This is a genomic window from Halostagnicola alkaliphila (genome assembly GCF_055379965.1).
Window position 1 is genome coordinate 2650886 of sequence record NZ_AP043826.1, and the last position, 22289, is coordinate 2673174.

The window sequence follows — 22289 nt, forward strand, 5'->3', positions numbered from 1 at the left end:
GGTACTAAGCGATCGTCGGTTCTCGTCGACCGCATCTGAGAAACAAGTCTACGAAACGCGAGTGCAGGACGAACGAGTCAGGACGTGTTATTCGATGCTCGTTCCAACAGCTTCGCCGGTAAGGAACGCGTCGATCGACTCCAGTCCGAAAATCGAGGCCGGGACATCGAGCTCGAGCAGTGTCCGTACCTTTCCTGCCATGCCGCCGGTGACGTCCGTCGACTCGCTTTCCCCGAGAACCGAGTCGACATCCTCGAACGACGTGATTCGATCGACGACCTCCTCGTCATCGTCGAGGACGCCGGGAACGGTCGAACAGAGGCCGACGCTGTTTGCCTCGAGCGCCTGAGCCAGTTCTGTAACCAGTTCGTCGCCGCTGACGATCGTCGCTCCCGCACCGGCGTTTGCGACGAGATCTCCGTAGAGCACGGGAACGAATCCCTCCTCGAGCATCGTTTCGATCTGTCCGATCGGCAGGTGAAGCGTTCCGGATTCGTCGCGATGAGCCACAGAAAACGGGTGCACCGGGATCGCCGGAACATCCTGTTCGTGCAGCCGAGAGAGGACGAACTGATTCAGCGTTTCCATTGCGCCGTGAATATCCATTGCCGGTCCGATCTCGGCCGTTCCCTCGGTCGTCGTGACGCCGTGCTCGCTCGCGTGATGGTGGCCGAAACTGCCGCCCCCGTGGACGATGACGAGGCCGCCCTCGAGCGAGCCGTCGGACAGCGCCGATGCGACCGAAGCCGCCGATCGCTCGAGCGCCGGTCCGTCGAGCGTTTCGGCGCGATCCTTGTCGGTGATGACGCTCCCGCCGAGTTTCAAAATCGTGGCGCTCATTCTAACCGGCACACCCCGTCGTCGGCAAGTTCCGCACGAAACGCGTCTTCGCAACCGGGCGTGAACTTCAACGCCGTTTCGGTCGCGTCGGTGGGATCGAGCGCGACGATACAGCCGCCGCCGCCCGAGCCGGTCAGTTTCGCGCCGGAGGCGTCGGCATCCCGCGCCGCCCAGACCATCGCATCGAGCGAGCGCGAGGAGACGCCCAGCGCCGAAAGCAGTCCGTGATTAAAATTCATCAGCCGACCGAGTTCCTCGATATCTCCGTTCTCGAGCGCTTGTTCGCCGTTTCGAACGATATTCCCGATCGAGTCGACGGTGTCCGACGCGAACTCGTACTCTTCACGCAGGTCACGAACGTCGGAAACGAGCTTTCCCGTATCCCCCGCACCGCCGTCGAACCCGATCACGATGGGGAGATCCGGTGCATCGATCGTACGACAGTCGTCGCCTTCGACGCGGACCGCACCGCCGGTCGCCGAACAGAACGTATCCGCCCGCGAGGCTTGCCCCTCTTGGACCACGTACTCGGTCTGGAACGCCCGTTCCGCGACTTCCTCGATCTCGAGCGTCGTGCCGAGCTCTCGCGTTCCCGCGTCGATCGCGGCGACGGCGACCGCGGCCGACGAGCCAAGACCGGCTCCGAGCGGAATGTCGCTCTCGATCGTGACGTCGAAGCCGACTTCGTCGTGGCCGGTCACGGACCGCACCTGCGAAATCGCTTCGTCGACGTATCCCGTCGCCGCCGCGAGCAACGACTCGGAAACGTCGATGTCGGGATCCTCACCGTTCTCGTCGCTGTACTCGACGGTGAACCCGTCGAGGCTGAGATCCTCCGCTTCGACCCGAATCTTCTCGTCGTCTCGCCGTTCGACGCCGACTCGCGCCCGTTGCTCGATCGCACACGGTACTGCAGGTTCACCGTAGACGACTGCGTGCTCCCCGAATAAATACACCTTGCCGGGAGCGCTCGAGAGTGCCATTACCGACAGATTCGCGTGTCTCGGCTTAATACCTGTCCTCTGGAAGCCCCCTGCAACTGATCCGCACGCCGAACGGTTTCGACTGTTGCTAGCTCGGCGCTATCGTCTGGTACCAGCGTTAGAGAATCAGTGCAGCCAGGAGCTGATACGCGATTCCGATCGCGAAGATTGCGAACAGGACGCCCGTCGCCAGTATGACGGCTGGCGGCATCCGCTCTTTCTCGAAGGTGAAGAGGTACTCTCTCATACGCGTACTGTCTCTTCTCGGTAGGTATGTCTTTCGCTGCCCGTCCCATCGACGGCATCACAGGTCCCAAGCGGTGTAGTCGAACTTATGGCACTGTCGCCACTACCCTCGAGCAAATGTCGCTGGTCCTGCCGAGCGAACTCGTCGTCGACCGATTCCTCCCGACCGTCCGAGCGATGCTCGCGACACGGCTGTCCGAACGCGGGATGACTCAAAAAGAGATCGCCGCCAACCTCAGCGTTACGCAGGCTGCGATCAGCAAGTACGTCGCCGGAGAAGCGAACGGAGACGAACGCTTCCGAACCGATCCGGACACGGTAGCGACGGTCGATCGGCTTGCGGAGGGGATCCACAGCGAGGAGATGGACGGCTACGACGCCCTCGCTGAACTGCTCGCGCTCGTCCAACGACTCGAGGATCGGGGCCCAATCTGCGAACTCCACGAGGAGGAGATGCCCGAACTACAGGGACTCGGCTGCGATCTCTGCGTTCGGGGACTCGATACGGACGTTCGAGCCGAACGCGACGTGCTCGCGAACGTCCGGTCGGCCGCACGCACGCTCGCGACGATTCCCGGGATGGCCGAATACGTGCCGAACGTCGGAACCAACGTCGGGATGGCGCTACCGGATGCGGGCGACGAAACCGACGTCGCCGCGATTCCCGGCCGAATTTACTCGATGAGCGGCCGCGTCGAGGTTCCCGCCAATCCCGAGTTTGGGGCCTCGAGCCACGTTGCAACGGCCCTTCTGGCTGCGAGCACGGTCGACCCGGAAACACGCGGCGCGATCAATATCGCGACCAACGACAGTCTACTCGAGGCTGCAACGGCGCTCGGCTACGACTCCCTCGAGTTCGACGCCAGTTACGAAGACCGCGCGGATCGCCTCGAGACACGCTTCGATGAGACCGATGGCGTTCCCCGCGTCGTGTATCACCGCGGCGCGTTCGGCATCGAACCGATCACGTTCGTGTTCGGAGCGACGGCCTCGGATGCTGCCGAACGCGTCCAGGAACTGGTCGAGATTGCCTCGAGCTAACTATCGATACTGGACGACAGTTCAAACTCTCTCTGCCCACCCTTCGGTCACCACTCGAATCACACAGCGACGAGTGGGCACCGCAGCTCTTTCGAAAAAGTACCGACTTCGACGAGTTACAGAAACGAGAAAATTCGTGCTACCTTAGACCATACTCTCGAAGTCCTCGAGAGAGTACGACGGTTCGGCACCGCGTTTGTCGAGGACTTCGTTCGCGAGCAACCAGTAGACGACCGAGAGCGCCTTTCGGCCCTTGTTGTTCGTCGGAACGACGAGGTCGACGTTACTGGTCTGGTTGTTCGAGTCACACATTGCGATGACGGGAATCCCGACGGTGATGGCCTCCTTGACGGCCTGGGCGTCACCGATCGGGTCAGTAACGACGACGACGTCGGGTTCGATGTAGCCGTCGTACTTCGGATTGGTGAGCGTTCCCGGAATAAACCGACCCGTTCGCGCTCGAGCGCCGACGGCTTCGGCGAACTTCTCCGCCGGGAACCGACCGTACTGGCGACTCGAGGTGACCAGCACCTGCTCGGCGTCGTAGTTCGAGAGGAATTCCGCGGCCGTTCGGATGCGGCCGTCGGTCTTCGAGACGTCGAGGACGTAGAGCCCGTCGGTTCGGACGCGGTGGATGAACCGCTCCATGTCCGCGGTCTTTTGCTGGGTACCGATGTGGACACCGGCACCGAGATAGTCCTCGACGGGGATGAGCAGATCCGCTTCCTCGTCCGACATCACGTCGTCGTCGAGGGTTGGTCCTGCGTCTTCCTCGGTTGATTCAGCCTCGGCCGATTCGTCGGCGTCAGCGGGCTGTTCGTCTACTGGCTCGACGTCGTCGGCGGGATCGGCGGCGGGGCCAGCCCCTTCGGCTGGCTCCTCGTCGATCTCGTCTTCGGCAGCGTCGAGCCCTTCCTGTTGTGCGTCGTTTTCAGTCATGTCGCGTCGTCTGCGATTCTGATTAGCTCGTTGAGCTTTGCGGTTCGCTCGCCGCCGACGGCACCCGTCTTGATGAACGGGGCATCGGTCGCGACGGCGAGGTGTGCGATCGTCGTGTCTTCGGTCTCTCCCGACCGGTGGGAGACGACCGAATCGTAGCCGTGCTCGGTCGCGAGTTCGATCGCGTCGAAGGCGTCGGTGAGCGTCCCGATCTGGTTCGGCTTGATCAGGATGCTGTTTGCCGCGCCGCGATCGATCCCGGTTGCGAGTCGCTCGGTGTTGGTGACGAACAGATCGTCACCGCAGACGAGCGTTCTGTTTGCTCGCGGGCCCTGCCCGCTCGCACTATCCGCGGCGTTACGCGCCGCGCTGCCGACTCGGTCAGTTAACTCCGCAAACGCGTCGTAGTCGTTCTCGTCGAGGGGATCTTCGACGTAGACGAGATCGTATTTGTCGACGAGCGTCGCGATGTATTCGATCTGTTCGTCCGTATTACAGGTCGTATCGCTGTACTCGTAGACGCCCTCGTCCTCGTCATACATCTCCGCGGCGGCAACGTCGAGCCCGAAGCCGATCTCGAAGCCGACCTCCTCGGAAACGGCTGAGACGGCTTTGTCGACGAGTTCGAACGCTTCGTCGTCGTCGATCGACGGTGCCCACGCGCCTTCGTCGCCTTTTCCGCAAGCGACGCCGCGTTCTGCGAGGAGATCCGCGACCTTCTCGTGGACGGCCGCGTTCGCGAAGACGGCATCTGCGACGCTCGGCGCGCCGACGGGTGCCGACAGGAACTCCTGAATGTCCGTCGCGTCGGCGGCGTGTTCGCCGCCGCCGACGACATTACCGAGCGGAATCGGGAAGTTCTGTCCGCGGAACGTTCCACCGAGATGCTGGAACAGTGGGGCACCAAGCACGTCGGCACCCGCTTTCGCCGCGGCCATCGAGATGGCGACGGCGCTGTTGGCACCGATCTTCGAGAAGTCGTCGGTGCCGTCCGCGGCGCGGAGTGCACCGTCGACCTCTCGTTGGTTGCCTGCGTAGGTTTCACCGACGAGCCGTGGAACAGCATGTTCCCGTGCTGCTGCGATCGCCTCACTGGCTGGCCGTTCGATCGCCTCATACTCGCCCGTACTCGCTCCCGACGGAGCTGCAGCACGGCCGAATCCGCCGCTTTCGGTTAGCACGTCAGCCTCGACAGTCGGGTTGCCCCGCGAGTCGAGGATCCGGCGGAGCCGAACGTCGGTGATCAGCGTCATTGCTTCCCTCGTTTGACCGTAAACGGCAGTGCATCGGCGTCGTACTCTTCGGCGGCGACGAGAATCGGCTCGGTCTGGTCGGTGTCGATCAGAACGGGCGCACCGTAGGACACCTGCAGGGCTCGAGCGCCGAGAATTCGTGCCTTCTCGTATCGGTTATGGTGTTGCTGTTGCATTACTGGTATGGTGAGACGACGTCGACGAGGTCACGGTGGGAGACGAGCATGCGCCGACAGCAGTAGCGCTCGACCTCGAGTTCGTCCAGCACTGCTTCGGGATCTTCGTCTCCTTCGTTGGCTCGCTCGTCGAATTCTTCCCAGTGTTCGGCGACGACGTTACCACACGTGAAACACCGGACCGGTACCATCATATCTGAATCACCTTAGCGGTACGATTTCTGGTAGCGGGCCCGAGCGCCCGGGCCGCCCCACTTTTTGGGTTCGGACTGTCGAACGTCGTTGACGAGCAACGATCGATCGAACTCCAGGTACGCATCGCGAAGTTCGGCATCGTTCGAGTGCTGGACGATACCGCGTGCGATGGCGGTGCGGACGGCGTCGGCCTGTCCGCTGATTCCGCCACCCTCGACGCGAACGTCGATGTCGACCCCACCTCGGAGGTCGTCACCGGCGATACGGAACGGCTCGAGCATTTTGAGCCGTGACATCTCCGGCTCGACCAGCTCGACCGGCTGGGAGTTGATTCTGACACGACCTTCGCCGTCCTGTACGGTTGCGCGAGCGACGGCAGTCTTCTTTTTACCACTTGTGTTCGTTACCATGTGACGTTAGCACCTAACTGTTCTGCGACTTCGTGAAGGTGAACGAAGCGGATGTTCGAGAGTCGGTCAAGCGACGTATCCTCGAGAATCTCCGCCTCGTGATCGTCGTTGTGTTCGTAGGGGTTGCCGACGTAGACGCGAACGCTTTCGAACGCCTCGCGACCGCGCGGCTTCTTGTGCGGCAACATCCCTCGGATGGATCGCTTGAAGATCATGTCCGGACGACGTGGGTACGATGGATCCTTATCCGAACTGAGCTGGGTCCGCGTCCGGTAGTTGTCGAAGACATCCTCTTTGCCGCCGGTAATGACCGCATCTTCGGCGTTGACCACGGCGACGGTCTCGCCGTCAAGTGCACGCTGTGCGACCTGACTGGCGACGCGACCGAGGATACAGTCTCGGGCGTCAACGACGACGTCTGCATCGAACTCTGCGTAGCTCATGCAATCACCCGGACATTGCTTCCTTCTGGGTTTTCTTCGAGCACTTGCTCGAGCGATACTGGCTCGCCGACCTGGTCGATCTTCGTCTCTGCCGACGACGAGAAGTCGACGGCGGCGACGGTGACGTTTTTCTGCAGTGCGCCCGAACCCAGCACCTTGCCGGGAACGACGACTGTCTCTTCTTCTCGTGCGTATCGTTCGATGCGCCCCAGGTTCACTTCCGCGTGACTCCGTCGGGGTTTCTCGAGACGATCCGCGATATCACGCCAGACATCTGCGTCCGCGCTACGCGAGGCGGACTTCAGCTCGGCGATAAGATCGTTGAGCCTCGGATTGGTTTTACTACTCATTGGTGTCCTCCAAATACTGCAAAGCCGTGACTCTCGACGTGAGAGTCTCAAAGAAGTGATGCAGGGAGCAGGATTTGAACCTGCGGACTCCTACGAGACAGCGCCCTGAACGCTGCGCCGTTGGCCTGACTTGGCTATCCCTGCCCGCACTTCCGTCTACCCCTCGCCCCTTCAAACCCTTTTCGATTCGAGTGACTACAGGCGCGCCGCTCTCGTAGCGTACGGCGTCGGCGGCCATCGTCTGGGTGTGAGGGAGTTGGGGTAGTGTCATCCGTTGATTATAGCTGTACTGCTTCTTCGAGTTGCGTCGCGCGAACCTCGAGCGACTCGACGGCTCGCATGACGAGTTCGTCGACGGTGAACGATCCGTCGGTCTCGACGTGGAAGACGAAGGCGTTCGGCACGTCTTCGACGGTGACTTCCTTGCCGGGATATCGGTTGGACAGATCGTCGTCGAACTCGCTCGTCGGGACCAACTCGCCGTCGTCTTCGATCACGCCGCGAACGATCTGAGATCGTTCGTCCTCGAACTCGGGGAGGTCGCCATCGACTTCCACGCGCTGGAGATGTCGGTAGCCGACCGCCACGCCGCCCTGATGTTTGGCGTGGTCTTTCCCGCGTTCGACGATGGCATCGGCTTCGGCCTCGAGACGCTGGTCGTCTTTGAGGTCGATGATCGGGACGTTGTCCTCGGCCGGTTGGACGAGGCTGTCACTCGAGACGAGATCGCCCGAGTATGCGGTCCTTGGCCCTTCGACGTCGATCGAGAGCGTGACGGTGTCGTCGTCGACGAACTCGCCTTCTGGCGGGGTCGTCAGCGGGACGAGCCCGAGTCGAAGTGCGATCTGTTCGTCGAACATCACCGACGAGTTCTCGATGAACCGCACTTCGTCGATAGCCATCGTCGGCACGTCGGCAACCATCGCTCGACGGAGGCCGTTTGCGAACGCGGGGGTGACCCCGCGAACGAGGAATCGGGCTTTTCGATCCCCGGTTTCGACGAACTCGACGTCGTACTCTTCTGTCATGGGTTTAGTAACCGCCTTTGCCTTTCGGTGCGCGCGATCCGTCGTGTGGAATCGGCGTGACGTCTTCGATGCGGCCGATCTCGATTCCGGATCGGGCGAGCGCCCGAATCGTCGCCTGTGCGCCAGGACCGGGAGACTTCTGCAAGTTGCCACCTGGGCCACGAACGCGAACGTGAAGGCCCGTGATGCCGGCGGCTTTGACCTCTTCGGCCACTCCTTCGGCCATCTGCATGGCCGCGTACGGCGACGCTTCGTCGCGGTTTTGCTTGACCGCGGTCCCACCGGAGGATTTCGCGATCGTCTCCGCGCCCGTGAGGTCGGTCACGGTCATAATGGTGTTGTTGAACGATGCGTGTACGTGGGCAACGCCCCATTTTTCGTCGTCTGCCATGTTATTGTTCCTCCGCTCGTTCCGGATGCAGTTCGTCCGCGAGTGGACTGTTCTCGTCGAACTCGATGTCGTCCTCTTCGTCGATGTCGACGACATAAGACGGCACCGTGTGTCGGCGAGGGCCGACCTTCACGTGACCGTGACCGATGAACTGGCGCGCCTGCTGTGGCGTGTTCGCCAGCCCGTTTCGGTAGACGAGCGTTTGCAGGCGACGCTCGAGGACATCTTCGATTTCCAACGAGAGGATGTCACCGAGCTCGTCCGCTTCGTCGAGGTAGCCGACGCGGGTGAGCCGACCGAGGAACTCCTCGGTACGGCGGGCGACGGCTTCGTCATCTGCAGACTGGGCGAGTAGGTCACGAGCCTCGCGCCGATAGGAGCGAAGCTGGGACTGTGCGCGCCAGAGTTCTTCTTTGTTTGCCAGTCCGTAGCGGTCGAGCAGCGAGTGTTCGCTCGCGATGCGCTCGCCCTGATACGGGTGGTTCGGCGTTTCGTAGTTTTTGGTGTTGATTCCGAGTGGCATTATTCGTCATCCTCCTCGGCAGCGGCAGCTTCCTCTGCCTGCTCTTCTCGGATCTCTTCGACGTTGACTCCGATCGTCCCTTCGGTACGACCCGTGGACTTGGTGCGCTGACCGCGAACCTTCTGGCCCCGCTTGTGACGAGAGCCCTTGTAGGAGTCGATCATCTTCATCCGGTTGATATCTTGCTGTCGAGTCAACTGGAGGTCGTTGCCGATCTCGTGTGTCGTTTCGCCGGTGTAGAAGTCGCGCTGGCGGTTCGTGAGCCACTCAGGGACTTGTTCGGCGTAGTTTTCGACGAGTTCGACGACCTCTTCGATGACATCTTCGTCGAGTCGACCGAAGGTTGCTGTCCGGTCGACCTCGGCTTCCTCCGCGATGATACGGGCGGTCCGTCGACCGACACCGTTCAGTTCGGACAGGGACCGTTCGACGGATTTCGTCCCGTCGAGGTCGGCCTGACCGATGCGGACGAAGTACTGAAGATCTTCATCGTCCTCTTGTTCTTGTGGTTCTTCCTCGCTCATATGTCGTGTTATCTCTGTCTTTCGTGCGCGTACTGCGGACTGACGCAAGCGCGTCAGTGATGTGTGTCCGACGTCGTGGCGGGGATTTGAACCCCGGAGGCTTGACGCCACATGGTTAGCAACCATGCGCCTTGGGCCGCTTGGCTACCACGACACCGTGTCTTGTATCTTCGCCCTTCCGGACTCGGGGACTCGTCCCCTACACGTATCGCATTGGTTGGTACCCTCGTCGGGTACTTAAGGGCAACGAAAGGAACTGCCGGAGGGACTCGACCGCTCGAGGCGAGTTCTTGTTCAGCCGCAGAAATCGATCGATCCGACACTGATGTGAACCGATTGAACTTATTGTGGTTGACCCGAAAGGCGCAGTAACTGGTGTCCCGAAACGATCTCGCCCTTCGAATCGGTGCCGCGCTCGTCGCCATCGTCGCGATCGGGCTGGCCGCTGCCACTGTCCGGTCTCCCATCGAAACCGGCGGGTCCGGTGGCTCCGGCGGCGGAAGCGGACCCGGAACAGGAACCGGAACCGAACCACCGCCGGAGCCGGATGTGGGCGGAGAGGGTGTTCCGCAATTTTTCGAGTACCTCGTCTACGCGTTGTTGGTCGTTATCGCGATCGCACTTGCCTGGTATTTACTCGTCCACCGGCGAGAGTTCCTCCGATTGGCCGTCGTTGTCGTCGCATCGTGCATCGTTCTGGTCGTACTGGTCTGGCTGTTTATCGAGTTCGGTCCGGAACCGAACGTGGAGTTTCCCAACGGAACAGCCGAAGAACCACTCGAAGAAGGCGGCGATCCCGGTGAAGGGGAAGGGGACGGCGACGCTTCGCCGATCTCTATCGCGCCCTTGCTCGGCGTGTTGGGAGTTATCACTGCCATCTTCGTCGGGGCACTCGTCCTTACGAATCGCCAATCCGACGAGGACGATCTTGCCGCCGAGATGGAGACATTCGAGGCGGAAGACGACGCCGAACAGGCGGCCGTCGCCGAAGCGGCCGGGCGAGCGGCGACGCGAATCGAAGCGACCGACGAGGACGACGTGGATAATGAAGTCTTCCGCGCGTGGGAGGAGATGACCGGGCTTCTCGAGGTCGACCGTCCGGAAACGAGCACGCCGCGGGAGTTCGCGGATGCTGCGATTGATGCAGGGTTAGCCCGACATCACGTCGAGGATCTCACCCGGTTGTTCGAAGACGTCCGGTACGGTGGCGCGGAGACGACCGACGAGATGGAAGCGCGTGCCGTCTCGGTCCTCCGACAGATCGAAACGGAGTACGCCGGAGATGGAACCTCGAGCGAGCATTCGAACGGGGGCGCCGGGGCGACCGAGACGGAGTCCGGGGGCGAGCACAGATGAGCGTTCGAACCGGCTGGCTCGCACTCGGCGTCCTCACGTTCCTCGGCGCGTTGATCGTTCTCACTGGAGTCTACAGCATCGATATCGGTCAGGGGGCGCTCATCGTCGTCGGCTGTGGACTGTTGCTCGGCGGACTCTCCGCGCTCTCTCGTCGACGCGGTGTCAGAGAACAAACCGGAACGCCGGACCCCGAACAGACGTATCACGTCCCGGCGCCGGGAACCTCGATCAGAGAAACGATCGGGCAGTTCCGTCAGGCGACGGGAGACTACACGGTCATGAGCCGGCGGTTCGTCGACGGGCTCCGCGGGGGAGTCGTTGCAGTTCTCACGCGGTTCGAGGGCCACTCCGTCGAGGAGGCGACGACCCAGCTTGACACCGGCGAGTGGACGGCCGACCAACAGGCGGCCGCCTTCCTCTCCGAGTCGGTCGACCGACCGTCGCGTCCGCTTCGGAAACGACTCGCGGCCGCGTTGGATCGGGACACGATGTTCCGGGTCGGTATCCGCCGGGCTGGTGCGAGCATCGCCGCTATCGGGCACGGGACGGAATCGGATCGCGCAATCCCGGATTCACTCCCGAAATACGAACGATCCGATGCCGACGAGAACGAGCGAAGCCCACGAACGACGGCGAAACGGGTAACGGGAACCGAACAGTCCCGTCGACGATCGACCGAGTACTGGACCGGCGTCGGCGCTGTTGCCCTCTTTGCGGTCGGTATCGGCGTTCTGGCAGAGTCCCCTGCCACCGTCCTCGCCGGCGTCGTCGGCGTCGGCTACGCGGGCTTTTCCCGTGCGTTCGAACCGCCGGCTCCCCAAATCGATCTCGAGCGGACGCTCGAAACGGAAGAGCCGGAGCCGGGCGACGAGATCGACGTCGAGCTCACGGTGACAAACGAGAGCGGCCGGTTGCTTCCGGACATCAGACTTGTCGACGGCGTTCCGGCGGGCCTCACCGTCACCGACGGACCGGCGCGGATCGGGACCTCGTTGCGCCCGAGCGAATCGGTTACCCTGGAGTACACCGTTACCGCCCGCCGTGGGACGCACGAGTTCGACCCCGCGCTCGTGCTGACCCGCGATCTCTCCCGATCAGTCGAACGCGAGTTCTACGTCGAGTGTGAAACGACGATCGCTTCGAACCCCGCAATGCGTTCCATCGCATCCGGGGTCCCACTTCGCACGACGGCGGCGTCGTTTCCCGGTCGCCTCCAGACGGCCGATGGCGGGTCCGGGACCACCTTCCACTCCGTCAGGGAGTACCGCCGAAACGACCCGCTCAATCGGATCGACTGGAATCGACACGCACGGACGGGGGAATTGGCGACACTCGAGTTCCACGAAGAGCGAGCGGCCAGGGTCGTTATTCTGCTCGATACGCGACAAGAGTCCTACCTCGCACCGACGCCCGACGAACGACACGCCGTCGATCGATCGGTTGCCGCGGCGGGACGGACGGCGGCGACGTTGCTGGAGAACGGGGACACCGTCGGACTCGCTGCATTGGGTTCTACCACTTCGACGAAAACGGACGGTTCCTCGAGGCACGATCCGTGCTGGCTGGCACCGGGAGCGGGACGCCACCACCGAGTTCGATTCGAACAGTTGCTCGCATCGCATCCGCAGTTCTCGACCGTTCCGCCGGAACGAGGGGCGAACTGGTACGGTCAGCTTCAAACGCTTCTTCGACGGTTTTCCTCGGAAACGCAGGTCATCCTGTTCTCGCCGCTGTGTGATCCGGAAAGCCTCAAAATCGCCCAGCGACTCGAGGCACACGGACATCCGGTGACCGTCGTCTCACCGGATCCGACGGCGGAGCGGACGACCGCCCAGCAACTGGCTCGAGTCGGCAGGCGCATCAGACGGTTCGACCTCCAGCGGGCGGGCATCCCCGTCGTCGACTGGAGTTCCGAGGAAACGATCGACGAGGTGTTCGCGCGAACGCGAGCGAGTGGTCGGCTGTGAACGAACTCACTCGCCGGCCCACGACGCTCTCCGGATCGGTCGCGGTCAGCGGTGCGGTCGTCGCGGTGCTGGCCGCCGGTATCGGATCGGTGTACGGACTCGTCGTCGGGTTCCTCGGATTGGCCGTCCTCGCGTTCGGGCTCGCACGAGGTGGTCGCGATGCTATCGATATCGGCTCGCTAACGATCTTTGCCGGCGTCGTCGTCAGCGGATTACAGGGTGAGTCGGTCGAATTGACCGTTCTCGCAACCATCGGTGCCGTTCTCGCCTGGGATCTCGGCCAGGACGCCGCGGATCTGGGCGAGCAACTCGGTCGGGACGCCGAAACGAGACGACTCGAGGGCGTTCATATCGTCTCGAGTCTCCTGATCGGCCTCGTGGCGGCGACGCTCGGCTACGGGGTCTACGTCTTCGCATCCGACGGCCAACCCGTCGCCGGCGTCGTCTTGTTGGTCCTGACGGCGGCGTTTCTCGTCGTGGCGCTTAGCTCGAGTCGCCGGCGAAACGACTGGAAGGGAAGAAATCGATAGCTTCGCAGGAAGCGGGTTCGACGGCGATTCAGCTAATCACTTGCAGTTGACACGTCTGGACCGTCGTCCAAGTACTTCTCGTTGACGACCCAGTGTCCGTCGTCGTTTTTGACCATGTACTCGCCGTAGTAGGGAACTCGACTGTCGACGACGTCGTGAAAGGCGTCGCGGATTTCGGGTTTGGACATTTCGCCCATCGGCTTGAGGTCGTCGTTGCGATTGAGACAGCCCTTGAGATACCCCTCGTGGGTCACCCGTACTCGATGACAGTTCGCACAAAACGTCGGGTTCTCGACGGGGTCGACGATTTCGACCATTCCCCGGCCGTGTCCGGATGAACTTGCGCTCCCGTCGCCCGAGTCCTCGTTGCTAATCCAGTAGCGTTTTCGGTCGTGCATCTCTCGGTGTTCGATCTCGTCAGCCTGCTCTTCGAGCCAGCCGTGGACGCGCTCGATGTCGATCGCCCACTCCGGCTTGCCGGTCAGTTCAGGCATGTACTCGATGAGTTGGAGCTGAAGGCCTTCGTTTTCGGCGACGTGGTCGACCATCTCGGGGACGTACCCCGCCGTGTGTTCGAAGACGACCATGTTGAGCTTGACCGGGTCCAGTCCGGCCTCGAGCGCCGCGTCGACACCCTCGAGGACCTTGTCGTAGGCTCCGCTCTTAGTGACCGCGGCGAAGTCGTCCGGATCGAGCGCGTCCTGGGAAACGTTGACCCGTTCGAGTCCCGCGTCGACGAGGTCGGGCGCGCGGCCGGGAAGAAACGTGCCGTTGGTCGTCAGCGAGACTTCCATCGAATCGGGCGTCCGGGAGATTATTTCCTCGAGGTCCTGGCGAAGCATCGGTTCGCCGCCGGTGAACTTTACCGCGTCTACGTCGAACTCCTCGGCGACTTCGAGAAACCGAACCACGTCGTCGGTCCCCATCTCGTCGTCCTGTGGATCCATCGGCCCACGGGTATCGCCCAGCCCCTCGTTGTGACAGTAGACACAGTCGAAATTACACCGATCGGTGAGTGAAACGCGAACCCCAGTTACGTCGCGTCCGAACTCGTCGGTGAGCATAGTCACCTCTTGCAGACGGATCCGCTTAAAGACGCCGGGAAACTCCGGAGGATGTAACCACAATCGGTTTCGCGTTTCAAAAAACGGCGACCGTTCGCCAGGGGAGTCCTTCTTGAGTGTGGTCGTTGTAGTTCACTGCATGAGTACGATTGCGGAACTAACGGTTCCTGCCGACGAATTCGCGCTCCGCGAGACGCTCGAATCGGTCGACGACGTCTCGGTCGAAATCGAGCGCGTCGTCGCTCACGGGCCCGATCACGTCATGCCCTACGTCTGGATCTCCGGGAGCGAATCGTCGATGTCGAACATCGATGAATTGCTCGAGGAGGACTCGAGCGTCGACGAAACCGATCTGCTGACGGATCTCGGGGACGAACAGCTGTATCGACTCAACTGGATCGACGACGTAACGGTGATCGTCCATATCCTCACCGAAGAAAAAGCAACGATCTTACAGGCCGCAAGCGAGGGGCGATGGTGGCAGTTTCGGGTGCTCTTTCCCGAACGCGACTCGTTGGCGAACACCTACGAATTCGCGACCGACCAGGGGTTCTCGCTGGATATCCAGAAGATTCATCAGTTAGACGAGGGCCGAAAGGGGAGATACGGGCTAACGGACGCCCAGTACGAAACGCTCGTCGCGGCGCTCGAGGGCGGCTACTACGAAATTCCCCGGAACGTCGATATGGAATCTCTCTCGAACGATCTCGGCATCTCGCACCAGGCCTTGTCCGAGCGGCTTCGACGCGCGCATCGGTCGCTCGTCGAAGAGGCGGTAACGATCGGCCACGAAGAGGACGAGTCAGAGAACGTCGAGGGCATCGAACCCGATGCAGCCAACTAGCGAGAAAGTGCAGTGGGAGAGTCCCTCGACACAAGACATACCATCGAACGGACCGAACGAGGCAGTATGGACGAGGATATGCTCGAGGATCAGCGCGAACTCGTGGCCCTGCTAAGCGAGCGAGGATGGGACGTCACCGACGTCGAACTCTCGGCCTACGACAGCCCGTGGGAAGATTCGAACGATCCCGAAGCGACGATCACGCTCACGGCGCGGAAACCGTACGATACCGACGACTCGGAAAGTGCGAGTGCGGGCTCGAGCGACGGTGACGACGAAGACGATAATCCCTTCAGAATACAGTGACCGCATCGAACACGTCTGGACAGTCCGAATTGGCTCGACCGTCAGCGGGAACCGATTCGGCGGCCAACACGGCAGTTCCGGTAGTGTCGATCGCCGTCCGTTATTCGGCCATCGAATCGAAGGTTGCGTCGGCGTCTGCTGGCACGTCGAAGTCGTGGAAGTTTTCGCCCTTCTCTTTCGAAAGGATGTTCAACGCGGCCGCAGCGCCGTCGCCCGCGGAGATTACCGCCTGCCACTCCTCGGGTCGGCCCATGGCCCCCGTCGCGTAGGCGTCGTCGACGCTCGTCTCCATTGTGATATCGACGTCGACGACGTCGCCGTCGAACTCGACGCCGAGCGAGGAGGCGAGGTCGCGGTTCGCACCCGTCGCGAGCACAACGTAGTCGGACTCGAACGCTTCGGCTTCGGTCTCGACGACGAATCCGTCGTCGGCCTCGGACACGTCGGTCACTTCCTCGCCCTGTCGAAGCTCCACGCCGAAACTATCGACCTGCCGGCGGGCGGTCTTCATGAACGCCGTCCCGTCCTCCGACCCGATTCCGAGGTAGTTGAACAGGTGCGCCTTGTGCATCCACGTCGCGTCGGTGTCGAAGACGGTCGTTTCGAGACCGTTTTTTTGCGTGAACAGTGCCGCACTCAGGCCGGCGGGACCGCCGCCGACGACGATTACGTCTGTCATAGCAGTTGCTACTACAGGCCTCATCGCGGTTAGCTGTTGGCGTCACCACCACAGCCTGCCGCATGGGGACGGGTCGGGAGAAAGAGGGTATTCCGACGATTCGGCGGGCGATCGGACGACCAGAAATCGCCTTACGGACCGCCGTAATCCGGTTTCCAACCGCGTCGAGTCGGTTCGCCGTCGCTCGAGCTGAACACGCGGTATAAGATATACCCGAGGACGGCAACCGGGAGCAGTGGTAACAGCAAAATAGCGATCAAGATTGCGACGATATACCCGAGAGCCGACATCTCGAAGTTCGATGTGTATCCCGTCGATTCGGATACGTCGGTGGACATATGTGACAGTTGGAACTCCACCGTAATCCCCCTTTCGAAGCCAGCGAGCACTCGCGGTCGTCGTTGTCAGGGAATAGGTTCGGATTGGGTGTCGTTGCAACCGCTTACTATCCCGTCTCGAGCCCCTCTCGTCCCGATCCGTCCCCGTCGAGTACGTCGCTCGAATCGTCCTGCGGGCGATACTCGAGGCTCATCAGCGTCTCGGACAGCGACAGGAACCGATCCGCGTTCTGCGAGATTCCGTGGGCCACCACCGGCGACTCGGAGAGCGCGCTCGTCGCCGCCTGGTGAATCACTCGCCTGCAGTCCTCGGGGCTCAACCACATCGCGCGGGCGTACCGTTCGCCGGCGCCGTCGCGTTCGTCGCATTCTTCGCGAAGCTCCTCGCGGGTGAGGAGCCACCCGATGCGGAGGTGGACGACGTCGATCCCCTCCCGTGCGGCGTAGTAATCGCCCATCGCCTCGCCGAAGACTTTCGTTACTCCGTAGTAGGTGTCCGGGTCCGGCGGGTCGTCCGGTCGGACGATAGTCGGATTTCCGACGGTCGATTCCGGACGGATCGGCGAGACGGTATTTCGCATGTTGACCGCGTGGTTCGAACTCGCGAAGACGACGCGCTCGAGATCGTTCTCTACTGCGGCTTCGTAGGCGTTGTAAAGTCCCTCGATATTGGGCCCCGAAACGTCGTCCCACTCGGCCCGCGGGTCCGGGTTCGCGGCGAGGTGGACCAACACGTCCTGGCCTGCGAGGGTGTCGACGAACGCCGATCGGTCTTCGATCTCGAGCGGCGTCGTCTCGAGGTCCTCCGTTTCGCTGTGGGAGAACAACGTCAGTGATTCGTCCGGAAACGCCTGCAGTGCTTCTCTGCCGACGCGTCCCGACGCACCCGTAATTGCAATATCTGTCATAAAGCAGCGACGCCCGCCACCGCAAAAGAGGACGGGTTGGCGTATGCTGGGAACGATCTGCCGATTCCAGCAACAGGCATTTTGCTCTCGTCCCGGTCATAAACAGTACTCGTGACCGAACCCACGATCTGGACGGTCGAACTTCGAATCCCGGACGCGGCCGATCTCGACGCCGCGGGCGAGTCCCGCACGCTCGAGGTTCGGGAAGACCAATCGATCCTCGCCGCCGCCCGGTCGGCCGGCATCTGGTTGTCCGCCGACTGCCAGCAGGGGTGGTGTATCACCTGCGCGGCAAAACTCCTCGAGGGCGAGGTCGATCACAGCAATGCGAAGCGCTACTATCAAAACGACGACGATGCCGGGTTCGTCCTTACCTGCGTCGCACAGCCCAGATCGAACGTCGTTCTCGAGGTCGAACAGTACGACGAATTCCTGAGACACCGCGCCGAACACGACAAGCCGCCGGGCCGGTCGAAGCTCGGGTGAGACGACCGCGTCCGAATCATCACCAGAACTCACGTACCATGTCAGAACCCACGATCACCGGCATCCTCCTCTACGACGGCGACTGTCCGTTCTGCTCGGCGGCCGCCACGGCGATGCGTCAACTCGAGTCCGTCGGCGTCGTCCCATGGGACGATCCGACTGCGCAGGCGTTTCTCGAGGCGCAGTTCGAGGACACTCCGTTCGCCCTGTTTTTCGTCGATGGCGACGCAGAGACGATCTGGGCGGGTCGAGCCGCGGCCAACGAACTCTGCCACCGCGCCGGCATGCCCGTCTTGGTCCAAGATATCGTCGACGAGAATTACGAACGGTTCGCCGACGCGATTCGGACCGGTTCGGGACTCGACCGCGATGTCGATCCCTATCACGGCGAGTATCCGCTAACGGAAGCGGCGACGATGTCGTTCGACGAACTAGCGGCGAACGGAAATCGGACTCACATTCCGAGCGGATAGCGACGCCCCTCACTGGGGAAGATGCGGCTCAGCAGGGGGACAATGCGGCTCACCGGGATACAATGCCGCTTGTTAGGTGTCGCCACCTCGAGAACCGCGGCGACGAATCTTCGCCGCGTTCGATCAAGAACACTGACTTACCAGTGTTCCAATTAACAAACATATCTAAGTAGCGGCTAGTGGCAGGGGTCCGTGACATGTCCGACGACAAACCACACGCTGCGGGAGACGTAGATGCAGGGGACACGAGCGAGCGGGTCGGGATGGCCGTGCTCCGCGAGCGGGGGCTCGATCCCGAGGAGCTTCGGGAGAAACTTCTCGACGCAATCGGGGCCGAGTTCACTACGTACTACTACTACACGAACCTCCGGATGCACCTCGCGGGCCACGAAGACTACAAGGAGATCACCGAGGACGCACGTCTCGAGGACCGCGCGCACTTCGAACTGGTCGCCCCTCGGGTGTACGAACTCGGCGGCTCGCTCCCGAACGATATTCGGGACTTCGCCGACCGAGCGTCCTGTCCCGACGCCGAGATGCCGGTTCCCTACGAAACGGAAGGGTTCGAACTCGACGAACTGACCGCCGAATCGATCCTCGAGGTACTGCTCGAGGCCGAGCGGTGTGCGATCAGGACCTGGTCGGAGATCTGTGATATGACCCATGGCGTCGACCCGCGAACCTACGACATGGCCCAGCGAATCCTTCAAGAAGAGATCGAACACGAGGCCTGGTTCGTCGAACTGCTCTCGATGGAACGCGACGGCGAGATCAACCCGGCCGGCCACTTCGTCCGCGGAGAGCCGGGTGACGCCCCGCTTTCGACGAACCGCCGGTTCAACGACAGCGCCTAACGTCGCCCCAACCTACTCCCCGCTCGACAATCGGCTGACTGCCCCGCTCGAGCACTCGGCTGACTCTCGCAGTCGTTGCTAGGCGACAGGCGCATACCTTGCTGGGTGCTAGCCTACAGCATGTTCAATATAGAGGCGTTCGAAGAGATCGACGCCCCGCCCGAGGTCGTCTGGGAGATCCTTCTCGAGTTCGACGCGTATCCGGAGTGGAACCCGTTCGTCCGTTCGATAACTGGACTCCCCGTCGAAGGCGAGCGACTCGAGGTCACGATCCGGCCGCCGGACTCTCGAGTAATGACGTTTTCGCCCGAAATCCTCGCCGTCGAACCGAACAGACGACTCGCGTGGCGCGGTCGACTCCTCGTCCCGTTCGTGTTCGACGGCTACCACGAGTTCCATCTCGAGCCCGTCGGTGAAGACGAACAACGGACTCGATTTCTCCAACGGGAAACGTTTCGCGGGGCACTCGTTCCGTTTCTCCTCAACGAGAAGCGCATCGAACGCGGGTTTAGAGAGATGAATCGCGCGATCAAAGAACGCGCAGAGTGTCGACTCTCCGTCGAGCGTCAGCGAAGTTCGACAGCCGGGACATGAACTGACCGTTACAACCCGGCGATTGGAACCCGATGTGACCCCGACATTCAAATAGGGGAGGGGGGCCAAACCGGGTGATGAGCCCCCACTTATCGTTGTCCGTCTGTATCGGAATCGACCACCTGTGTCTCCAGGAGACGAATGGGTCATAGAGCGCTCGTCGCCTACCGGCGTCCCGATCACCTCTACGACCTCCGGTACAGTCACTGGGGGGCGGCCGACCTCGAGTTGGCGGACCGAATCGACGCCGACACGCCGCTGGGCTCCGGAGCAGTCGATTCGTCGCTTCTATCCGATTCGGTCGCGCTCGATCGCGTCCTCACCAATTACCTTGATCCCTGCACGCACGAGGCCCTGTATCTCGTCTCCACGGAGTTCGACGTCAAATCCTACCGCGTCTGCTGGCTCGAGTGGGGCGACGGTCGGCAAAAAGGACGGGGAGCAATCATCGAACTCACGCCCGGCGCGTCGGATGACGAGACGGTACGCTGGTTTCGCGCCACGAAGACCGTCCTGGCAGATATCATCGAGATGGGAGCGCTCTCGAGGCGAGCGGCCCAGTCGTATCTCGAGGCCCGAATCGCCGAAGAGAAAGACGGCCACGTCTACACCTATCACGGAACCGACGGAGAAGCCGACGACGAGGGGTACACTCCGACGCCGGACCAGTGGCTCGACGAAGACGAATGGTGACACGAAACGGCGAGTCTTCCCCGCTTCACTCGTCCCATCGTGCATCCGCGAGCGTCCGCTGAACGACTTCGTCCCCGACGGCTTCGGCGAGCGTTTCGAAGCCGCTCCGCTCGGTTCGGTCGGTCGCGTTCGCGACCAGCCTCGAGACGATGAACTCCGGCGTCGAGCGTCCGACGGTGTTAAACCGCGGCTGATAATCGACGAGCAACTCGAGGTCAGGATTGAGCCCTTCGGCGAAGATGCCGTCGACGCGAGCCGCAGTCGGGAGTGGCTCCAGGTCATCGGCGAGGTGGGTGACGAACACGCCCATTGCGTCCCTGTCGACCGAGAGCGTCACCAGCCCGTGCAACAGATCGGCCGCGCTCCCGGGTTCGGTGATCGCTTCGAACTCGTCGACGAGCATCAGCGTCCGCCCGCCCGAAGACAGCGGCGGCACGATCGATTTCAACGTCGACTCAAGCACGCCCGCGTTGAAACTCGCGTGTCGCCTGTGGAAGACGAGCGAATCGACGGGCGTCACTTCGGCCCGATCCGCGGGGACCGGCAGCCCCATCGACGCCAGTAGCACGACCTGGCAGAGCGTCTCGAGAAGCGTCGTCTTCCCGCCGCTGTTGGCTCCCGTCAGGACGGCGACGTCTTCCTGTCCGGGAACGGAGCCGACGTCGTCGGGTACTGCCGTCACGTCGTGATCCCCGAGCCCGTAAGTGACCGCTTGAACCGACTCGTCCTCTCGAGCCGCGAGCGAAAGGTTCCGCGCGTTGATAACCGAAATCGCGTCAGCGTCGCTCTGTTTGTTCTCGTCTCCGACGAACGTTGGTCGCGTACAATCGTAGGCGAGTGCGAATCGGGCGAGCGAGAGGTGTAACGCGATCTCGTCGACCGCGGAAACCGCCTTCTCAACGGCCTCACTCGCCTCTTCGAGCGTATCTTCGTACTCGGTCGCGACGGTCTCTTCGCGTTCGTCGACGGCTTCTGTAAGGTTCGATCGGAGCCCGCGAAGCGTGCTCCCGACGAAATCGTTCGCGTCCGTCGCGTCCGTCGGCATCGCCTCTCGAACCTGCTCGATCGTCGCGTCCGTCTCGCTCAGGAGTCGGTCCTCGAATGCGTCTCGGAATCCTTCGACGTCGTGAACGCCGTCGTCTCGAAGTTCCTCGATTAGCTCGAGCGCGTTCGCGTCCATGTCCTCGACCGCACCGAGCGCGGTCCGAAGCCGATCGAGTTCGTCGTCAGCACCCTCGCGAACCCGGCCGCCAGCCAACGCGCCGAGTGCGTCGGCCGCATCTTCGAGCGTCTCCCGTTCGAGGTTCGCGATCGCCTCGAACGGTCCCGAGTCGACCTCCGCCTCGAGCAAGGCCAGGGCGGTCTCGACGGCCGCATGTTCGCTCTCGTCTCGCTCGTCGTATCGCTCGTAGGCCTCGAGAACGCGGTCCCTGTCGTCGTCCTCGAGTTCGGCCCAGGCGTCCCGCGCGGCCAGCACTGAGTCGAGACGCTCGTTCATTTCCGCTCGGTTCGTCTGCGGTGTGAGGACTCGAATCCGATCCGCGGCGCGCTCGGTGACGGCGTGCTCGACGGCGAGATCGAGCAGTTCCTTGTACGCCTTGCGGGCGTCGCTGGTCGCCAAAATATCCATCCCGGCACCGCCGGTCGCCCGTCGGAGAATCCGGGTCGCCCGGCCGCGGGGTAACCCGGCCTCCGAGAGCGTCCGAACGTCGCCGCTTTCGATCGCCCTGATCGCTCGTTCCCTGCCGAGTTCCGCGACCAACGTCTCGCGGGTCTTCGGCCCGACTCCCCAGTACTCCTCGAGTCGCATACTCGAACGTTCGAGGGAACTGCCTTGAACACTGTGGCACCGCTC

At 62.2% G+C, this 22289-nt stretch carries 30 protein-coding genes and 2 tRNA genes; 11 read left to right on the plus strand and 21 right to left on the minus strand.

Annotated elements, in window-relative coordinates; genetic code table 11:
- Positions 1-87 precede the first annotated feature (87 nt).
- The 3 genes from ACZ5C7_RS18425 to ACZ5C7_RS18435 form a co-directional block, all read right to left on the minus strand.
- A complete protein-coding gene (locus tag ACZ5C7_RS18425; protein WP_464377728.1) occupies positions 88-840 on the minus strand; it encodes an isopentenyl phosphate kinase in 753 nt (250 codons plus the stop codon).
- The gene (mvk, locus tag ACZ5C7_RS18430) at positions 837-1823 is read right to left on the minus strand and encodes a mevalonate kinase (RefSeq protein WP_464377729.1); all 987 of its coding nucleotides are present in this window, start codon (positions 1821-1823) and stop codon (positions 837-839) included. Before mvk ends, ACZ5C7_RS18425 begins: the two co-directional genes overlap by 4 nt.
- 118 nt (positions 1824-1941) lie before the next feature.
- Positions 1942-2070 (minus strand): hypothetical protein, encoded by a 129-nt coding sequence (locus ACZ5C7_RS18435; RefSeq protein WP_464377730.1) that lies wholly within the window; start codon positions 2068-2070, stop codon positions 1942-1944.
- A gap of 116 nt (positions 2071-2186) precedes the next feature.
- Here ACZ5C7_RS18435 and ACZ5C7_RS18440 point away from each other — a divergent pair, with 116 nt between their 5' ends.
- Positions 2187-3110 carry a thiamine-phosphate synthase family protein gene (locus ACZ5C7_RS18440; protein ID WP_464377731.1) on the plus strand — a complete coding sequence of 308 codons (924 nt, stop codon included), beginning with the start codon at positions 2187-2189 and terminating at the stop codon, positions 3108-3110.
- A 144-nt stretch (positions 3111-3254) separates the two neighbouring features.
- On the opposite strand, the gene rpsB is transcribed toward ACZ5C7_RS18440, so the two are convergent.
- The 13 genes from rpsB to ACZ5C7_RS18505 all read right to left on the minus strand — a co-directional run bounded on the left by rpsB (position 3255) and on the right by ACZ5C7_RS18505 (position 9496).
- Positions 3255-4049, minus strand: coding sequence for a 30S ribosomal protein S2 (gene rpsB / locus ACZ5C7_RS18445; RefSeq protein WP_464377732.1), 795 nt, complete (start codon positions 4047-4049; stop codon positions 3255-3257).
- On the minus strand, positions 4046-5302 hold the full coding sequence (eno, locus tag ACZ5C7_RS18450) for a phosphopyruvate hydratase (protein WP_464377733.1): 1257 nt from the start codon (positions 5300-5302) through the stop codon (positions 4046-4048). Before eno ends, rpsB begins: the two co-directional genes overlap by 4 nt.
- Entirely contained in the window at positions 5299-5478 is a 180-nt protein-coding gene (locus ACZ5C7_RS18455; RefSeq protein ID WP_050050698.1) for a DNA-directed RNA polymerase subunit K, read from the minus strand. Before ACZ5C7_RS18455 ends, eno begins: the two co-directional genes overlap by 4 nt.
- Positions 5478-5672 carry a DNA-directed RNA polymerase subunit N gene (locus tag ACZ5C7_RS18460; protein ID WP_464377734.1) on the minus strand — a complete coding sequence of 65 codons (195 nt, stop codon included), beginning with the start codon at positions 5670-5672 and terminating at the stop codon, positions 5478-5480. The genes ACZ5C7_RS18455 and ACZ5C7_RS18460 overlap by 1 nt, the downstream gene beginning before the upstream one ends.
- Before the next feature lie 12 nt (positions 5673-5684).
- Positions 5685-6083, minus strand: a complete 399-nt coding sequence (locus ACZ5C7_RS18465) for a 30S ribosomal protein S9 (protein WP_464377735.1) — start codon at positions 6081-6083, stop codon at positions 5685-5687.
- Positions 6077-6526 (minus strand): 50S ribosomal protein L13, encoded by a 450-nt coding sequence (locus tag ACZ5C7_RS18470; RefSeq protein ID WP_464377736.1) that lies wholly within the window; start codon positions 6524-6526, stop codon positions 6077-6079. Before ACZ5C7_RS18470 ends, ACZ5C7_RS18465 begins: the two co-directional genes overlap by 7 nt.
- A complete protein-coding gene (locus tag ACZ5C7_RS18475; protein ID WP_464377737.1) occupies positions 6523-6876 on the minus strand; it encodes a 50S ribosomal protein L18e in 354 nt (117 codons plus the stop codon). The genes ACZ5C7_RS18470 and ACZ5C7_RS18475 overlap by 4 nt, the downstream gene beginning before the upstream one ends.
- A 59-nt stretch (positions 6877-6935) precedes the next feature.
- Positions 6936-7020 (minus strand) — tRNA-Leu (locus ACZ5C7_RS18480).
- Positions 7021-7154: 134 nt separating this feature from the next.
- Complete coding sequence (locus ACZ5C7_RS18485) at positions 7155-7904, minus strand: DNA-directed RNA polymerase subunit D (RefSeq protein ID WP_464377738.1); 750 nt, start codon at positions 7902-7904, stop codon at positions 7155-7157.
- 4 nt (positions 7905-7908) lie between these two features.
- Positions 7909-8295 (minus strand): 30S ribosomal protein S11, encoded by a 387-nt coding sequence (locus tag ACZ5C7_RS18490; RefSeq protein WP_283835330.1) that lies wholly within the window; start codon positions 8293-8295, stop codon positions 7909-7911.
- Position 8296: 1 nt separating this feature from the next.
- A complete protein-coding gene (locus ACZ5C7_RS18495; RefSeq protein ID WP_464377739.1) occupies positions 8297-8818 on the minus strand; it encodes a 30S ribosomal protein S4 in 522 nt (173 codons plus the stop codon).
- The gene (locus ACZ5C7_RS18500; RefSeq protein WP_464377740.1) at positions 8818-9342 is read right to left on the minus strand and encodes a 30S ribosomal protein S13; all 525 of its coding nucleotides are present in this window, start codon (positions 9340-9342) and stop codon (positions 8818-8820) included. Before ACZ5C7_RS18500 ends, ACZ5C7_RS18495 begins: the two co-directional genes overlap by 1 nt.
- Before the next feature lie 71 nt (positions 9343-9413).
- Positions 9414-9496 (minus strand) — tRNA-Ser (locus ACZ5C7_RS18505).
- 221 nt (positions 9497-9717) lie between these two features.
- On the opposite strand from ACZ5C7_RS18505, the gene ACZ5C7_RS18510 reads away from it, so the two are divergent.
- From ACZ5C7_RS18510 to ACZ5C7_RS18520, 3 genes are read left to right on the plus strand one after another with little or no spacing between them, the layout of a single operon-like run.
- On the plus strand, positions 9718-10698 hold the full coding sequence (locus tag ACZ5C7_RS18510) for a DUF4129 domain-containing protein (protein ID WP_464377741.1): 981 nt from the start codon (positions 9718-9720) through the stop codon (positions 10696-10698).
- Positions 10695-12665, plus strand: a complete 1971-nt coding sequence (locus ACZ5C7_RS18515; protein ID WP_464377742.1) for a DUF7269 family protein — start codon at positions 10695-10697, stop codon at positions 12663-12665. The genes ACZ5C7_RS18510 and ACZ5C7_RS18515 overlap by 4 nt, the downstream gene beginning before the upstream one ends.
- Positions 12662-13195 carry a DUF7519 family protein gene (locus tag ACZ5C7_RS18520; RefSeq protein WP_464377743.1) on the plus strand — a complete coding sequence of 178 codons (534 nt, stop codon included), beginning with the start codon at positions 12662-12664 and terminating at the stop codon, positions 13193-13195. Before ACZ5C7_RS18515 ends, ACZ5C7_RS18520 begins: the two co-directional genes overlap by 4 nt.
- 32 nt (positions 13196-13227) lie before the next feature.
- On the opposite strand, the gene moaA is transcribed toward ACZ5C7_RS18520, so the two are convergent.
- A complete protein-coding gene (gene moaA / locus ACZ5C7_RS18525) occupies positions 13228-14259 on the minus strand; it encodes a GTP 3',8-cyclase MoaA (RefSeq protein ID WP_464377744.1) in 1032 nt (343 codons plus the stop codon).
- Positions 14260-14398: 139 nt separating this feature from the next.
- Between moaA and ACZ5C7_RS18530 the strand changes: the two genes are divergently transcribed.
- Positions 14399-15103 carry a helix-turn-helix domain-containing protein gene (locus ACZ5C7_RS18530; protein ID WP_464377745.1) on the plus strand — a complete coding sequence of 235 codons (705 nt, stop codon included), beginning with the start codon at positions 14399-14401 and terminating at the stop codon, positions 15101-15103.
- A 66-nt stretch (positions 15104-15169) separates the two neighbouring features.
- Positions 15170-15409 (plus strand): hypothetical protein, encoded by a 240-nt coding sequence (locus ACZ5C7_RS18535; RefSeq protein WP_464377746.1) that lies wholly within the window; start codon positions 15170-15172, stop codon positions 15407-15409.
- 100 nt (positions 15410-15509) lie between these two features.
- Here the strand turns inward: ACZ5C7_RS18535 and ACZ5C7_RS18540 are convergent, their stop codons facing one another.
- The 3 genes from ACZ5C7_RS18540 to ACZ5C7_RS18550 form a co-directional block, all read right to left on the minus strand.
- The gene (locus tag ACZ5C7_RS18540; protein ID WP_464377747.1) at positions 15510-16088 is read right to left on the minus strand and encodes an NAD(P)/FAD-dependent oxidoreductase; all 579 of its coding nucleotides are present in this window, start codon (positions 16086-16088) and stop codon (positions 15510-15512) included.
- A gap of 131 nt (positions 16089-16219) precedes the next feature.
- Positions 16220-16426 carry a DUF7535 family protein gene (locus ACZ5C7_RS18545; protein ID WP_464377748.1) on the minus strand — a complete coding sequence of 69 codons (207 nt, stop codon included), beginning with the start codon at positions 16424-16426 and terminating at the stop codon, positions 16220-16222.
- Positions 16427-16533: 107 nt separating this feature from the next.
- Positions 16534-17334, minus strand: a complete 801-nt coding sequence (locus ACZ5C7_RS18550) for an NAD-dependent epimerase/dehydratase family protein (protein WP_464377749.1) — start codon at positions 17332-17334, stop codon at positions 16534-16536.
- A gap of 111 nt (positions 17335-17445) precedes the next feature.
- Here ACZ5C7_RS18550 and ACZ5C7_RS18555 point away from each other — a divergent pair, with 111 nt between their 5' ends.
- The 5 genes from ACZ5C7_RS18555 to ACZ5C7_RS18575 all read left to right on the plus strand — a co-directional run bounded on the left by ACZ5C7_RS18555 (position 17446) and on the right by ACZ5C7_RS18575 (position 20434).
- On the plus strand, positions 17446-17820 hold the full coding sequence (locus ACZ5C7_RS18555) for a 2Fe-2S iron-sulfur cluster-binding protein (RefSeq protein WP_464377750.1): 375 nt from the start codon (positions 17446-17448) through the stop codon (positions 17818-17820).
- Between the two features lie 38 nt (positions 17821-17858).
- Positions 17859-18293, plus strand: coding sequence for a thiol-disulfide oxidoreductase DCC family protein (locus ACZ5C7_RS18560; RefSeq protein ID WP_464377751.1), 435 nt, complete (start codon positions 17859-17861; stop codon positions 18291-18293).
- A 197-nt stretch (positions 18294-18490) separates the two neighbouring features.
- Positions 18491-19147, plus strand: a complete 657-nt coding sequence (dps, locus tag ACZ5C7_RS18565) for a DNA protection during starvation protein (protein WP_464377752.1) — start codon at positions 18491-18493, stop codon at positions 19145-19147.
- A gap of 120 nt (positions 19148-19267) precedes the next feature.
- A complete protein-coding gene (locus tag ACZ5C7_RS18570; RefSeq protein WP_464377753.1) occupies positions 19268-19741 on the plus strand; it encodes an SRPBCC family protein in 474 nt (157 codons plus the stop codon).
- A gap of 141 nt (positions 19742-19882) precedes the next feature.
- A complete protein-coding gene (locus tag ACZ5C7_RS18575; protein WP_464377754.1) occupies positions 19883-20434 on the plus strand; it encodes a DUF6735 family protein in 552 nt (183 codons plus the stop codon).
- 25 nt (positions 20435-20459) lie between these two features.
- On the opposite strand, the gene ACZ5C7_RS18580 is transcribed toward ACZ5C7_RS18575, so the two are convergent.
- Complete coding sequence (locus ACZ5C7_RS18580) at positions 20460-22244, minus strand: MutS-related protein (protein ID WP_464377755.1); 1785 nt, start codon at positions 22242-22244, stop codon at positions 20460-20462.
- Positions 22245-22289: the final 45 nt, after the last annotated feature.